Origin of the sequence: Agrobacterium sp. a22-2 (genome assembly GCF_012276985.1) — a bacterium.
GTDB lineage: Bacteria > Pseudomonadota > Alphaproteobacteria > Rhizobiales > Rhizobiaceae > Allorhizobium.
Genome location: NZ_JAAXMM010000022.1, coordinates 1 through 13206, shown reverse-complemented (window position 1 = coordinate 13206; position 13206 = coordinate 1). Strand labels below are relative to the sequence as shown.

General features: G+C 63.3%; 15 protein-coding genes. 13 read left to right on the top strand and 2 right to left on the bottom strand.

Annotation, left to right across the window (positions count from 1 at the left end; all coding sequences use genetic code 11):
* The first annotated feature begins 111 nt into the window (after positions 1-111).
* Positions 112-516 carry a DUF5330 domain-containing protein gene (locus HFC70_RS24595; RefSeq protein ID WP_168475950.1) on the top strand — a complete coding sequence of 135 codons (405 nt, stop codon included), beginning with the start codon at positions 112-114 and terminating at the stop codon, positions 514-516.
* 203 nt (positions 517-719) lie between these two features.
* Here HFC70_RS24595 and HFC70_RS24590 read toward each other — a convergent pair whose 3' ends face one another.
* The gene (locus HFC70_RS24590) at positions 720-1058 is read right to left on the bottom strand and encodes a YnfA family protein (protein ID WP_168475949.1); all 339 of its coding nucleotides are present in this window, start codon (positions 1056-1058) and stop codon (positions 720-722) included.
* 171 nt (positions 1059-1229) lie between these two features.
* Between HFC70_RS24590 and HFC70_RS24585 the strand changes: the two genes are divergently transcribed.
* From HFC70_RS24585 to HFC70_RS24540, 10 genes are all read left to right on the top strand, one after another.
* Positions 1230-1646, top strand: coding sequence for a SufE family protein (locus tag HFC70_RS24585; protein ID WP_168475948.1), 417 nt, complete (start codon positions 1230-1232; stop codon positions 1644-1646).
* A gap of 151 nt (positions 1647-1797) precedes the next feature.
* Complete coding sequence (locus HFC70_RS24580) at positions 1798-2886, top strand: hypothetical protein (RefSeq protein ID WP_168475947.1); 1089 nt, start codon at positions 1798-1800, stop codon at positions 2884-2886.
* A gap of 81 nt (positions 2887-2967) precedes the next feature.
* The gene (locus tag HFC70_RS24575) at positions 2968-4002 is read left to right on the top strand and encodes a hypothetical protein (protein WP_168475946.1); all 1035 of its coding nucleotides are present in this window, start codon (positions 2968-2970) and stop codon (positions 4000-4002) included.
* A 73-nt stretch (positions 4003-4075) separates the two neighbouring features.
* On the top strand, positions 4076-6553 hold the full coding sequence (locus HFC70_RS24570) for a heavy metal translocating P-type ATPase (RefSeq protein ID WP_168475945.1): 2478 nt from the start codon (positions 4076-4078) through the stop codon (positions 6551-6553).
* Between the two features lie 30 nt (positions 6554-6583).
* Entirely contained in the window at positions 6584-7039 is a 456-nt protein-coding gene (cueR, locus tag HFC70_RS24565) for a Cu(I)-responsive transcriptional regulator (RefSeq protein WP_168475944.1), read from the top strand.
* Between the two features lie 61 nt (positions 7040-7100).
* Positions 7101-7304, top strand: coding sequence for a heavy-metal-associated domain-containing protein (locus tag HFC70_RS24560; RefSeq protein ID WP_246735942.1), 204 nt, complete (start codon positions 7101-7103; stop codon positions 7302-7304).
* Positions 7305-7461: 157 nt separating this feature from the next.
* Complete coding sequence (locus tag HFC70_RS24555; RefSeq protein ID WP_168475997.1) at positions 7462-7809, top strand: carboxymuconolactone decarboxylase family protein; 348 nt, start codon at positions 7462-7464, stop codon at positions 7807-7809.
* Between the two features lie 549 nt (positions 7810-8358).
* A complete protein-coding gene (locus tag HFC70_RS24550) occupies positions 8359-8955 on the top strand; it encodes a hypothetical protein (RefSeq protein ID WP_168475943.1) in 597 nt (198 codons plus the stop codon).
* Between the two features lie 354 nt (positions 8956-9309).
* Positions 9310-9912 (top strand): hypothetical protein, encoded by a 603-nt coding sequence (locus HFC70_RS24545; protein ID WP_210259430.1) that lies wholly within the window; start codon positions 9310-9312, stop codon positions 9910-9912.
* A gap of 523 nt (positions 9913-10435) precedes the next feature.
* Positions 10436-11659, top strand: a complete 1224-nt coding sequence (locus tag HFC70_RS24540) for a DNA-packaging protein (protein ID WP_246735945.1) — start codon at positions 10436-10438, stop codon at positions 11657-11659.
* 11 nt (positions 11660-11670) lie between these two features.
* Here the strand turns inward: HFC70_RS24540 and HFC70_RS27185 are convergent, their stop codons facing one another.
* Positions 11671-11802 carry a hypothetical protein gene (locus HFC70_RS27185; RefSeq protein ID WP_256368943.1) on the bottom strand — a complete coding sequence of 44 codons (132 nt, stop codon included), beginning with the start codon at positions 11800-11802 and terminating at the stop codon, positions 11671-11673.
* 255 nt (positions 11803-12057) lie between these two features.
* On the opposite strand from HFC70_RS27185, the gene HFC70_RS24535 reads away from it, so the two are divergent.
* Both HFC70_RS24535 and HFC70_RS24530 read left to right on the top strand, forming a co-directional pair.
* Positions 12058-12672 (top strand): glycoside hydrolase family 19 protein, encoded by a 615-nt coding sequence (locus HFC70_RS24535; RefSeq protein WP_168475941.1) that lies wholly within the window; start codon positions 12058-12060, stop codon positions 12670-12672.
* Between the two features lie 124 nt (positions 12673-12796).
* Positions 12797-13114, top strand: coding sequence for a Dabb family protein (locus HFC70_RS24530; protein WP_168475940.1), 318 nt, complete (start codon positions 12797-12799; stop codon positions 13112-13114).
* The last annotated feature ends 92 nt before the right edge of the window (positions 13115-13206 follow it).

The window sequence follows — 13206 nt, the reverse complement described above, 5'->3', positions numbered from 1 at the left end:
AGTTTTGAAAAGCGATCTTTGCGACCCGTCGCTAGGGTCGCTTTCCAAGAGCCGGAGACAATACCGGCGCGACACGGATCAAGCTGTCGCAACAGGAAACAGGTGAAGACGATGTGGTTTCTGATCAAAGGAACGTTCTGGTTCTCGATGGTTCTGGTGGCGCTTTCCTATTTCAACGGGCAGCAGCCCGGCGAAGAGGCGAAAGGGCCGCAGCTGGAAATCGGTTCGGCAATTGCCGCTGCCACCGGCGCCTATGATTATGTCAGCGGTCTGTGCATGGAGAAGCCCGATGTCTGCGTGAAGGGCGTCGAGACCTTCAATGCACTGGGGCTGCGGGCCCGCGAAGGCGCCTTCGTCGCCTACCAGATGCTGGGCAAACAATTTGCCGATGCGCCGGGCGAGAACCAGGCGCTGGCTGAGACTGACGAGAGCCGCCCGGGCGCCGCATCCGACGTGATCGTCACCGGCACTGTCATGCCGACCATCCCGACGCCGCGGCCGAAACCCGTCCTCTGAGACTAGACACCCGTTTATTCTGCCATCCCTTTCCGGGCAGCCTCGCTTGCCCGCTCCACCCCTTGCAGCGGCCCGTTACCGTGGGTTCACGGAGACCATGACCCGCTGCCTGTCGTGCCTGTCCCAACTGTCGCCTTCAGCGTTTTGCTGATGCCGCGGGGTGTGAAAACACCTCGCGGTTTTTTCTTGTCGGCCGGGGCGAATCACGCCGGCCGCGGTCCGAACAGGATTACCAGCGATCCGGCCACTGCCAGGGCCGAGCCGGACAGGTCCCAGCGGTCGGGCGGGTGGCCTTCGATCAGCCAGAGCCAGGTCAGCGAAGCGACGATGTAGAGGCCGCCGTAAGCGGCATAGGCGCGGCCGGCGAGATCGCTTGGCGCAAAGGTCAATAGCAGGGCGAACAGCACAAGCGAGGCGCTGCCGGGCAGCAGCCAGAAGGCGGATTTTGACAGCCGCAGCCAGGCCCAGAAAGCAAAGCAGCCGGCAATCTCGCAAAACGCCGCGGCAGAGAAAACCAGAAGCGTGGAAAATGTGGTCGGCATGGCCTATCCCTGAACGGCGGGTCGAAAGGGTGATTCCTTCCACAGTTGCCCGTCGATTGCCAGACCTCACCTGCGATTGGCAGCCCGACATTTTTGCGCCGCAACAGGTTCAAATCGCCAACGAGTTAGTTTAGAAGCATTCCAGAGATGAACCGTGAGCTTGAACCCATCATGACAGCGATCCAAGAGATCATCGACGATTTTGCCTTTCTCGACGATTGGGAGGATCGCATGCGCTTTGTCATCGAGCTGGGCAAGGCGCTGCCGGATCTGCCCGACGCCGACAAGACGGCGGAGAACAAGGTGCAGGGCTGCGCCAGCCAGGTCTGGCTGGCAACGACGGCCGGCGAGGGAGCCGATCCGGTGATGACCTATCACGGCGACAGCGACGCCTTCATCGTGCGCGGCCTGGTCGCCATCGTGCTGTCGGCCTATTCGGGCAAGAAGGCCTCGGACGTCGTCACCTTCGATGCGCTCGACCTGTTCAAGCAATTGCGCCTTCTCGAACATCTCTCCGCCCAGCGTGCCAACGGGCTGCGCTCGATGATCCAGCGCATCCGCGAAGAGGCCGCCCGCCGGCTGGTGTGATGGTCTGTCCCGGTCCGGACAGGCGGGCGGCAAGGGCTTGAAACGCGGGGCGGAGCGCGCTGACGGCAACGTTCGCGCAAGCTTGTTCCATCAGGCTTTGCCGAAAGTCCACTCTGCCGGCCGATGGTCGGCGTCAAAAGGGGCGTGCCGCATGAGTTCAGCCGTTCAGAAAGAGAACCCCGCCGAGGCCGAAACCGTCGGGCTGGATCAGCGCATCCACGAATTCATGATGGCCATCGCCCTTGATGCCGATGTGGCCGGGGTGCGCCGCAAGGCCGACGAATTCGTCAAGACGGTTCCGCCGCAGCGGGCGCTGTCGGTGGCAGCGGCGCTGTCCTACGCCTATCCCTTCTATGTGCCGACCATGGACGATGGCAGCGCCGGCCGGCTGGCGCTGTCGCTCAGCCAGTTGACCGAACTGGTGCTGCGGACCCGGCTGACGGCATCGCGCGCCCGCCAACCCAATGTTCTGCTCGCCTGCGCCCCGAAATCGGCCTCCACCTTCATCGCTGCGGCGCTCTGCCGCGCCATGGAGGTCAATCAGGTGTCGCTGGCCCTGCCGACCTATACGCCGCCCTCAAGCTCGGTGCTCGGCGCCAATCTGCGCAACCAGGAAACCGACGAGTTGGCGCTGATGCGCCACGGCCTGAATGGTGTCGGCTATGTCGCCCAGCATCACGTGCGCTGCACGCCTTATCTGTGCCGGCAGATCGAGCTCTACAATATCCGTCCGATCGTCACGATCCGCAATTATTTCGACACGCTGGTGAGCCTGGACGACATGTTCATGGAGCCGCGCAAGGTGGCGCGGAGCGACAATCCGCACTATTTTTATGATGGCCTGCCAACCAACTACGCCTCGATGGATCCGGTCGACCGCTTCCATGTGCTCGTCGATGCCAATTGCATCTGGTATGTGCAGTTCCTGCTGAACTGGCGCAAATGCGAGGCGGCCGGTCTGGTGAGGCCGCTCTGGGCCTCTTATGAAAAGGATTTCCTCGGCGACAAGGCTGCGCTTGGCCAGCGTATCGCCGAATTCGTCGGCCGCGAATTCGTCAATGCCGACCGTATTGCCGAGACCTTCGGCGATACCAGCGACGGCAAGAAGCTCAGGCTCAACAAAGGCGTGTCCGGACGGGGTGCCACCTTGCCATCGGTCATTCGCGACAAGGTGCACGGCATCATGGGCCGCTACCGCAGCGAAGGCGACCTGTCGTTGCTGCTGGGCGAGGACGATTGAGGCGGCTGTCGGCCTTCGCCCCCTCGGCAATACAACGATCCCTTTGTAGACAATGGAAAGATCAATCCTTTGAAGCCTGAAATGGTACGACTCCTGCACACCTTCATCAAGACGATCTCGACATCGGGCGATCTTGCCTGGGTGAGGGCGAAATTCGATGAATTCCTGCTCAAGACCGATCCGCAGGATGCTCTAGTGGTGGCCGGGGCGCTGGGCATGGCTAATCCCTTCTATCTACCCAAGATGGATGCCGACTCGGCCGAGCGGCTGAAGATCGGTTTCGGCGAATTCTCGGCGGCGATCCTGCGCGCCAAGCTGACGGCGGCGCGCGCCGCGCAGACCAATATCCTGGTGGCCTGTTCGCCGAAATCGGCTTCGACCTTCATCAGCGGCAGCCTGCGCCGGTCTCTGAAGCTGCCCGATGCCAAGCTGATGGCGCCGAGCCTGCATGCCCAGACCATCTATTCCATGGGGATCACGCTGCGCGAGCAGGAGACCGACGAGCTTGCACTGATCCAGCATGGCACCAATGGGGTGGGTTACGTGGCGCAGCACCATGTGCGCTGCACGCCTTATCTCTGCCGGCAGATCGACCTCTATAACATCAGGCCGATCATCACCTATCGCAATGTTTTCGATTCGATCCGCAGCCTGGACGATATGATCCTTGGCCAGCGCAAGGAGTATCCGGCCAGTTGGCCGGTCGAACAGGTCTATTTCGCCGATTCGCTGCCGCTCAAATATCCCGACCTCGACGAGGAGACCCGGCTCGGCATGCTGGTCGAGCGCTATGCCGCCTGGTATCTGCACTTCTACCTGAGCTGGAAGCGCTGCGAGGCGATGGGACTGGTGAAGCCGTTCTGGATCTCCTACGAGCGCGATTTCCTGGGCGACAAGGAGGCCCTGGCCCGCAGGCTTGCCGCCTTCCTCGGCGAGGACATCGTCAGCGGCGACACGCTGGCCACCTGCTTTTCCGACATGGGGTCCGCCAAGAGGGAACGGCTCAACAAGGGTATCGCCGGTCGCGGTTCTGAGATGCCCGAGAGCATCCGCGCCCGCGTGGTGGCGGCGTTCGAGCCCTATCGCGACGAGGCGGATTTCTCCGAAATTCTCTGAGACGAATTAAATGCGATTGGGCTCTTGACCTTCCCATGGTGGGAAGCCCCACATAGGCATCAGAGGTGATGCCATGAACCAGATACCCAAGACTTTTCCGCCGATTTCCACCATTGCCGTGCCGGTGGCCGGCATGACCTGCGCGTCCTGCGTGCGGCGGGTAGAAAAGGCGGCGGCCGGCGTGCCGGGCGTCGAGACGAGTGCCGTCAATTTCGCGACTGAGACCCTGACCGTGACGCCGGCAGAGGGCTTTTCCGCCGAGGCGCTGCTGCGTGCCATCCATGCCGCCGGCTACGAGGTCAAACCGGAGGTGCTGGAACTCGACATCGATGACATGACCTGCGCCTCCTGCGTGTCGCGGGTGGAAAAGGCGCTTTTGAAAGTGCCCTCGGTGGAAAAGGCCTCGGTCAATCTGGCGACCAACAAGGCGACCGTGACGGTGCTGGGCGGACGCAGCCAGCTGCCGGCGCTGATCAAGGCCGTGGAAAAGGCCGGCTACAAGGCCCGTGCGGTTGAGGCCGGCGACGACGAGGATAGAGGCCAGTTGGCCCGCGACCGCGAAATTTCGACGCTCACTCGCGACGTGTGGATTGCCGGCCTGCTGACGCTGCCGCTGTTCGTGCTTGAAATGGGCAGCCATATCTATGCGCCGATGCATCACTGGCTGATGGGCGCGCTGCCGGGCAACACGCTGAATTACATCTATTTTGCGCTGGCGACCGCGGTGCTGCTCGGCCCCGGCCTGCGTTTCTTCGAAAAGGGCGTGCCGGCGCTGTTGCGCGGCGGACCGGACATGAATTCGCTGGTCGCGGTCGGCACGGCAGCCGCCTATTTCTATTCGCTGGTGACGACCTTTGCGCCCGGCGTGCTGCCGGCCGAGGCGCGCTATGTCTATTATGAAGCGGCCACCGTGATCATCACGCTGGTGCTGCTCGGGCGCCTGCTGGAAGCGCGCGCCAAGGGCCGCACCGGCCAGGCGATTCGCCGGCTGGCCGGCCTGCAGGTCAAGACCGCCCGCGTCGAGCGTGACGGCGTGGAACAGGACATTGCCAGCGGCGACGTGGTGGCGGGCGATATCGTCGTCATCCGGCCGGGCGAGCGCATTGCCGTCGACGGCGAGGTGATCGACGGCCATTCCTATGTCGACGAGGCGATGATATCGGGCGAGCCGGTTCCGGTCGAAAAACAGGCCGGCGCCATCGTCATCGGCGGCACGATCAACAAATCAGGCAGCTTCCGCTTCCGGGCCACCAAGGTCGGCGCCGACATGATGCTCTCGCAGATCATCCGCATGGTCGGCGAGGCGCAAGGCGCGAAACTGCCGATCCAGATGATGGTCGACCGTATCACCGCCTGGTTCGTGCCGGCGGTGATGGGCGCCGCGGCGCTGACCTTCGGCGTCTGGATGATGTTTGGACCGGAGCCCGCCTATACCTATGCGCTGGTCAATGCGGTGGCCGTGCTGATCATTGCCTGTCCCTGCGCCATGGGGCTGGCCACGCCGACCTCGATCATGGTGGGCACCGGACGGGCCGCCGAACTGGGCGTGCTGTTCCGCAAGGGCGAGGCGCTGCAGACCTTGAGCGAGGTCGATACGGTAGTGCTCGACAAGACGGGCACGATCACCCGCGGCGAGCCCGAACTGACCGACCTCAAGGTGGCGGAAGGCTTTGACGAGGCGGAGGTTCTGGCGCTGGTGGCAAGCCTGGAAAGCCGCTCCGAACACCCGCTGGCCGCGGCGATCGTCGAGGCGGCCAAGGCGCGGGACTTGAGCCTGCAGCCTGTCGACGGGTTCGAGGCCTCGGTCGGCTTCGGCGTATCGGGCACGGTGTCCGGCCGGCGCATCGAGGCGGGGGCGGATCGTTACATGGTGAAAATCGGCCTTGCCATCGACCGGTTTGCGGCGGACGCCGAACGGCTGGGCGACGAGGGCAAGACGCCGCTCTATGCGGCGATCGACGGCAAGCTTGCGGCGATCATCGCCATATCGGATCCGATCAAGCCGACCAGCGTGTCGGCGGTGGCCGGCCTCAAGGCGCTCGGGCTTAAGGTGATCATGGTGACCGGCGACAACCGGCGCACGGCTGAAGCCGTGGCAAAGGCCGCCGGGATCGACGAGGTGGTGGCCGAAGCCCTGCCGCAGACCAAGGTCGAGACCGTCAAGGCGCTGAAGGCCAAGGGGCAGAAGGTGGCCTTTGTCGGCGACGGCATCAACGATGCGCCGGCGCTGGCCGAGGCCGATACCGGCATTGCGGTCGGCACCGGCACCGACGTGGCGATCGAGAGCGCCGACATCGTTCTGGTGGCCGGCGATCTGACGGCCGCGGTGCGCGCCGTGACGATCGCCCGCGCGGTGATCCGCAATATCGGCCAGAACCTTTTCTGGGCATTCGGCTACAATGTCTTGCTGATCCCGGTGGCCGCCGGTATTCTTTATCCATCCTTCGGCATCCTGCTTTCGCCGATGATCGGCGCGGCTGCGATGGGGCTTTCGAGCGTTTTCGTGGTGACCAATGCCCTGCGCCTGAAGCGGGCGGGGCAGGGGCAATGACTGTCGCTGCGAGTGGAAAGGGATGAGGACATGAACATCGGGCAGGCCGCACAAGCATCTGGCGTTTCGGCCAAGATGATCCGTTATTACGAGGAGATCGGCCTGGTATTGCCGGAAAGCCGCACCTCCAGCAATTACCGGCTCTATGGCGAGGAAGAGGTGCACCGGCTGCGCTTCGTGCGCCGCGCCCGCAGCCTTGGCTTTTCGCTCGAGGAGACGCAGCGGCTGCTGACGCTCTGGGCCGACAAGGACCGCGAAAGCGGCGAGGTGAAGAAGGTGGCGCTCGGCCATATCGCCGAGCTGGAGGACAAGATCGCCGCCATGCGCTCGATGGTCGAGACCCTGAAGGACCTGGCCGATTGCTGCCAGGGCGACCATCGGCCGAACTGTCCGATCCTCGCCGATCTGGCGGGTGCTGCACCGACCCTGCGCCGCGATGTCGCAGGCGGCCGCAAAACCGCCGGGATCGGCCGTTCTGCCTCTTGACCTTGCCCCGGTGGGAAGGTGCACAAGAGCACGGAACACCGATTTCAGGAAGGACAAGACCATGAGCGATATGACGGTATTTTATGTGGAAGACATGACCTGCGGCCATTGCGAAAGCACGGTGAAACAGGCACTGCACGAGGCCCTGCCGGGTGCGCCGGTGGTCATCGACCTTGCCGCCCATACGGTGACGGTGCAGGGCGACGCGGCCCTTGCCGAAGCCGCCATTCGCGACGCCGGCTACACGCCCGACAAGCGCGCCTGAGACAAGCATACGCCGAACCCTGGGGGCAGGGGGTAGGTGGTGACGGCCGGTTCCTTAAAAAAACGGGGACCGGCCGTTTTTTATCGCGCCACGGCTTGTGTTAAGCCGCCGGCTAATACATATAGAAAAACATATGTATTTTGCGAAAGGCGCCCCGATGAGCAGCAAGCACTATCCCGACATCACCCGCGATATTTCCAATGGCATCAAACACCTGCGCCGCGATATCCCCGACGTCATGCAGGGCTTTTCGGCGCTCGCCGCCGCGGCGGGCAAGGACGGCGCGCTGGACAAGAAGGCGAAGGAATTCGTGGCACTCGGCATTGCCATCGCCACCCGCTGCGACGGCTGCATCGGCTTCCACACCGAAGCCCTGATCAAGCTCGGCGCCAGCAAGGCGGAATTTGAAGAAGTGCTCGGCATGGCCATCTACATGGGCGGCGGCCCCTCGCTGATGTACGCCGGCAACGCCATGGCGGCGTGGGAGCAGTATGGCGGCGTTTGAGGGGGACTCGGATAGAAATTTGAACTCGCCGAACCTCAAGTAAAACGAGTATAGATCACATTCTACTTCTGCAACGGCTGGACTCCAAGAATGAGCCGAGTGATAATTCGAATCACTACAGCCGGCCAGCGGCACCTGGAAAGCATTTCCGGCACCCCGCCATCCGAACATCTGTAGCCAACGCCGGGGCAGCGCCCGCCGCTGGAGAAGCCGCACATCATTCGTGCCGCTTACCAAGCCGCGCAGTAATCCGGAATGCACGTTGGATGCACCTGAATCGGCACGTGACGTGAATGGTGCCCCGATAAACCGAAGAGCGACGGGTTATTCGCAACTTTGGCATGCTTCACGAAACCTTTTGGTTCCGTGGCCACGGACCGAGGCTTTGCCCATGTGGAAAAGAACCACGGTCACTATCAGCATCAAGATTAACTTGGCAGCATGCCTATTTGGCGCCGCGGCCATAGTTAAAGTCCTGATTTAATTTTGGGAGGGCGGCGACGGTATTCGTCGCCCTCTCGTCTGTGAAACCTCTTGCTTGAGGCCGTCATGAGCGTATTCCAATGGCCACCAGAGAATTGTAATCCGCTATTACTTCAAATCGGTCGGATTATTTTAAATTTCAACACGATGGAAAACTCAGTCAAAAGCCTTCTATGGGCGGTATCCTCTCAGAGTGATTACGTTGAGCATCGTGCGCTAGTAATACACATGCAGAATGTCACCCTATGTGATGCCATCCTGACTATAGCTAATGAAAAGGTTGAGATGGGCGCAATGAAATCTGAGACGCGAGACCTTATTTCTCATTGCATAAAAACGTTCAATCTGACGAGAGAATATAGAAATTGGTACGTCCATGGATTCAATGGAGTGATGACGAACGGAGACGGGCAAATTTATACGCACTCCGCCAGAAGTCGGTTAGCGGAACACTATGTCCCTATTACTGCCAAAGACGCAAAATGGCTGGCCGATTGGTGTTTTGAAGGTAGTCACTATTTGGCTACGAGCTATGGTTATGTTGCTCGCGATATGGGGCACAACATAGGCGGCGTGCAGACACCATTGCCCGATAAATGGCCACTGCCAAATAAACTGAAGAAACCTCTCCGGCATCACCTATATGCAAAAGGCTCACCGTAATCATCTCAAGCTTGATCTGAGGGTGCAAATATTGTGCCGACTAGCTAAAAATTGTGAAAGGAATGTTGTCCGTAACGTTCATCTAAGAATAGGAAAATAATCCTTGACGGCGTGACGGTGGTCTGGTAGGGTTCAGGCATAGTCGGAGAGTTGCGGGTTGAGCGGCCCACTTTGGCGATTGCCCCTCATCCGCCTGCCGGCACCTTCTCCCCGCGAGCGAGGCGAAGGGATATGCGGCACCGCTGTGGCCCATTTTACGAACGGGTGGCCCGCGATTATCGAACAGATTTTGCACTTTTCACGCCCGGGTTTTCCCGGGCTTTTTTGTGCCCGGAAAACGGGCGGGAGCGGGGCATGCTGAACCTTGACGAGGTCGATCTGGGGCTGTTCGGGGTCTGGCCGGAACCGGTCGGGCGCCGGGCTTTTGCGGCGGCCGGGCGGGTGGTGCTGGAGATCAAGTCGGCCGACGAGCCAACGGCTGCCGAGCAATATTGCCGGCTGCTGAACGACCTGACGCTGGAAATGCGGGCGCAGTTCGAGCTGTTTCGTGACCTTAGGCAAAGTGCCGACGGGCTGATCGGCGGGCAGGACGAGGCGGCGGCCAAGCTGGCGCGCGCCGATGCCAAGGCTGCCAGCGACGCCATGTCGCTGATCGTGCGCACGCTCGAAAAGGTCGACAGCCTGCAGCGGCAACTGGCCCGCGACCGGCAGGACGAGTTGGAGCGCGGCGGCGACGGGGAGAGCTATGAACAGACCAGGACCCGGCTGCTCGTCCTCATCGAACGGCGCGCCGAAGAGCGGGCCGAAGCGCTTTTTCGCGCCCGCTGGGCCGAACTTGAGCGCGATGGCCTTGGCAGCCTGGGTCCCGGTGGGGCCGGTCCTGGTCCGCCCGGTGCTCCTGGACGAGCTGAAGCCGCGACCGAGCCGCGCGCTGCGCCAGCAGGCGAAACGGGCTGAACGGTTCGCGGTTAAGGACGCCGGCCGGAAGCTGAAGCGGGAGGCAGCGAGGCACGAAGCGGATATGCGGACCATTTCGCAACAGCGGGCGGCCGCGCAACGGCAGGCGGCGCTGGACACGGTGACCGCGAGCGTGCGGCAGGCCACCAACCCTGGAACCGACCTGGCTAACGGCATTGCGGGACGGGGCAGCGAGACACCTGGCCGGCCGCAGACCGATGACGCCGGCGATGCACACGCCATTCCGCCGCCGGCGGCCTGCAGTGCCGCACGCGGCACGGTCGAAGAGCACGACGGCGCCGATGCAGCACCGATCGGTTTTGCCCCTGTCAGTGGCGACGGTTCCGCGCAGCACGATCCGCCAGACGGGGCATCCGCTCCGGCGGTGGTGCAGCCCGCAGGAGACAAGCGGGTGACGGTGAGCGGCAACGGGCAGGACGCGGACTGGTCGGCAGGAGGTTCGGTGCAAAAGGACTGGCTGGGCGCGGCGCTGGATGCGCTGACCGACGAGCGCGGGCCCCGGATGGTCAGGGCCGGCGCGGCAGACTGGGCGGTGATCGGACGGCAGGATCAGAAACCGCCGGACGGATCCTGGCGCAACTGGCTGCTGATGGGCGGGCGCGGCTCCGGCAAGACGCGGGCCGGCGCCGAATGGGTGCAGGCGCTGGCCACCACCGGGTCGCGCTCCGAGCTGCGCATCGCGCTGGTGGCCGAGACGCTGGGCGACGCCCGCGAGGTGATGATCGACGGACTGTCGGGCATTGCCAGCATTGCCAGGACGCCGCGGCCCGAAGTGGAGATTTCGCGGCGCCGGCTGGTCTGGCCGAATGGCGCGGTGGCGCAGATCTTTTCCTCCGAAGACCCGGAAAGCCTGCGCGGCCCGCAGTTTCACTATGCCTGGTGCGACGAGCTGGCCAAATGGAAATATGCCGAAGAGACCTATGACATGCTGCAATTCGGGCTGCGGCTGGGCCAGGATCCGCGCCAGCTGATCACCACCACGCCGCGGCCGGTGCCGCTGTTGAAGCGGCTGATCGCCGATCCCGGCACGCGGCTGACGCGGCTCTCGACGCTGACCAATGCCGCCAACCTGGCGCCGGGCTTCATCGCGGCACTGGAAACGCGCTATGGCGGCACGCGGCTGGGGCGGCAGGAACTGGGCGGCGAGCTGATCGAGGACCGCGACGACGCGCTGTGGAAACGCGAGCAGATCGAGGCTTTGACCGTGCGACAGATCGCGCCGCTCGGGCGCATCGTCGTGGCGGTCGATCCGCCGTCGGGCTCGGGGACAAAATCCTGCTGCGGCATTGTCGTGGCGGGCCTGCTGGGCGAGGGGCGTGCCATGGTGCTGGCCGATTGCTCGGTGGAGGGAGAAAGTCCCGCCGGCTGGGCGGCGGCCGTGCTGAAGGCCTATCGACGCTTCGAGGCCGACCGGGTGGTGGCCGAGATCAACCAGGGCGGCGACATGGTGGCGGCGGTGCTGAAAAGCGTCGACGCGCAGATCCCAGTGAAAACGGTGCGGGCGATGCGCGGCAAGTTTTTGCGCGCCGAACCGGTGGCCGCCCTCTACGAACAAGGCCGCGTGTTGCACGCGGCCCGGTTCAGTGATCTGGAGGATCAAATGTGCGATTTCGGCCCCGACGGCCTGTCGTCCGGCCGCTCGCCCGACCGGCTGGATGCGCTGGTCTGGGCGTTGACGGCGCTGCTGCTGGAAGGAACCGGCGAGCCGCGCGTCAGAGGCGTGTGATCGATAATCTCTTACTTCGATTGGCCGGAGGGCTGGGCGGAACCCTGGCGCATCTGGCGCCATTCGCTTTCGAGGCGCTCGACGATATGCGGCGGAATGATCGCCGGGGCTGCCTTGGTCTGCTTGCTGTTGTTCGCTTCCATCCTGGCTTCTCCAAAAGTTCGGGCACGCGTTTGACCGTGCCTCACCTAACATTTGCGCTCACCGGAACGCCTGACGGGGCGGAAAGTTCCACAGAGTTAAATCATTGTAAATACGACCATATGGCGCTCTAACCGATTGAATTTATTTCAAACGATTGAAACCTGTGGGCGATTTGACCGTGGTTAATTGCCCGGTCGACGTGCCATGGCGTCTGCGCCGTTTTCGCCCGTACCCCACGCTTCAGGAGGACCGACATGACGCTTGACGATCAGCGATTCTATGCCTGCTGCCGCACGGACCTCTATGGCGGGCGGCTGAAGACGAGCCAGGTGGCGGGCATTGCGGCCATTCTCGACAGCTTTCGCAAACGCCAGCCCGACGGCGACCTACGGCTGCTCGCCTATATCCTGGCGACCGCCCATCATGAGACGGCGCGCACCCTGCAGCCGGTGCGCGAGACGCTGGCCTCCTCCGACACGCTGGCGATCCGCCGGCTGGACGCGGCTTTTGCAGCCGGGCGGCTGCCGCAGGTGAAAGTGCCCTACTGGCGGCGCGACGCGGAGGGAAAGAGCTGGCTCGGCCGCGGCTTCGTGCAGCTGACCCACAGGCGCAATTACCAGCGGCTGGGCGCACTGCTCGGCGTCGATCTGGTCAGCGATCCCGATCGGGCCATGCAGCTCGACGTGGCCGCCGACGTGCTGGTGGCCGGCATGCTGGCCGGCGCCTTTACCGGCCGGCGGCTGGGGGAATTCTTCGACGCGGCACACACCGACTGGACCGGCGCACGCCGGGTGGTCAACGGCACCGACCGGGCAGCCCTGATCGGCGGCTATGGCCGGGCGTTTTGGGCGGCCCTGCAGCCGGCATGACGGCGGGGACCGTGGGGCGCCGCAGCATTGTGACCGGCCTCAGGGAACCGGTCGCATTGAGCCGGGCGGCCGGCCATGCTATCGCGCCGGCTGCTGTTTTTAAGTTTCTGCCGGAGTGTCATCCATGATCCGCCATATCGTGTTCTTCACCGCCACCCCTGACAATGTCGAGGCCGTGCGGGCCGGCCTGTCGATCCTGACCTCTATTCCCCATGCGCGGCGCCTGGAGATCGGCACAAATGTGAAGACCGACCAGTTCGACCGGGGCATCGACCTTATCGTCTACGGCGAATTCGACGACGAGCAGGCGCTTGCCGCCTACAAGGCCCATCCGCTCTACCAGCAGTCGATCGACCGGGTGAAGCCGCTGCGCGAGGAGCGCTTTGCGGCGGATTATCGGGTGGACGAGGCGGTGACGACGGCGATTGAGGCTGCCTCTTGAGGGGGGAGGCCGCGCGGAACGCGCGGGTGGGGTGACCCTTTTGATGTTCTCGGGTGGCGTGGGTCACCCCACCCCGGAGCTTCGCTCCGACC

What these genes read in the sequence shown, in the direction of transcription:
- HFC70_RS24540 (WP_246735945.1), top strand. Translation starts at nt 10,436, where the DNA reads ATGGTCAGGGCCGGCGCGGCAGACTGGGCGGTGATCGGACGGCAGGAT.
- cueR (WP_168475944.1), top strand. Translation starts at nt 6,584, where the DNA reads ATGAACATCGGGCAGGCCGCACAAGCATCTGGCGTTTCGGCCAAGATG.
- HFC70_RS24545 (WP_210259430.1), top strand. Translation starts at nt 9,310, where the DNA reads ATGCTGAACCTTGACGAGGTCGATCTGGGGCTGTTCGGGGTCTGGCCG.
- HFC70_RS24535 (WP_168475941.1), top strand. Translation starts at nt 12,058, where the DNA reads ATGACGCTTGACGATCAGCGATTCTATGCCTGCTGCCGCACGGACCTC.
- HFC70_RS24560 (WP_246735942.1), top strand. Translation starts at nt 7,101, where the DNA reads ATGAGCGATATGACGGTATTTTATGTGGAAGACATGACCTGCGGCCAT.
- HFC70_RS24555 (WP_168475997.1), top strand. Translation starts at nt 7,462, where the DNA reads ATGAGCAGCAAGCACTATCCCGACATCACCCGCGATATTTCCAATGGC.
- HFC70_RS24595 (WP_168475950.1), top strand. Translation starts at nt 112, where the DNA reads ATGTGGTTTCTGATCAAAGGAACGTTCTGGTTCTCGATGGTTCTGGTG.
- HFC70_RS24590 (WP_168475949.1), bottom strand. Translation starts at nt 1,058, where the DNA reads ATGCCGACCACATTTTCCACGCTTCTGGTTTTCTCTGCCGCGGCGTTT.
- HFC70_RS24575 (WP_168475946.1), top strand. Translation starts at nt 2,968, where the DNA reads ATGGTACGACTCCTGCACACCTTCATCAAGACGATCTCGACATCGGGC.
- HFC70_RS24585 (WP_168475948.1), top strand. Translation starts at nt 1,230, where the DNA reads ATGACAGCGATCCAAGAGATCATCGACGATTTTGCCTTTCTCGACGAT.
- HFC70_RS24580 (WP_168475947.1), top strand. Translation starts at nt 1,798, where the DNA reads ATGAGTTCAGCCGTTCAGAAAGAGAACCCCGCCGAGGCCGAAACCGTC.
- HFC70_RS24530 (WP_168475940.1), top strand. Translation starts at nt 12,797, where the DNA reads ATGATCCGCCATATCGTGTTCTTCACCGCCACCCCTGACAATGTCGAG.
- HFC70_RS24550 (WP_168475943.1), top strand. Translation starts at nt 8,359, where the DNA reads ATGAGCGTATTCCAATGGCCACCAGAGAATTGTAATCCGCTATTACTT.
- HFC70_RS24570 (WP_168475945.1), top strand. Translation starts at nt 4,076, where the DNA reads ATGAACCAGATACCCAAGACTTTTCCGCCGATTTCCACCATTGCCGTG.
- HFC70_RS27185 (WP_256368943.1), bottom strand. Translation starts at nt 11,802, where the DNA reads ATGGAAGCGAACAACAGCAAGCAGACCAAGGCAGCCCCGGCGATCATT.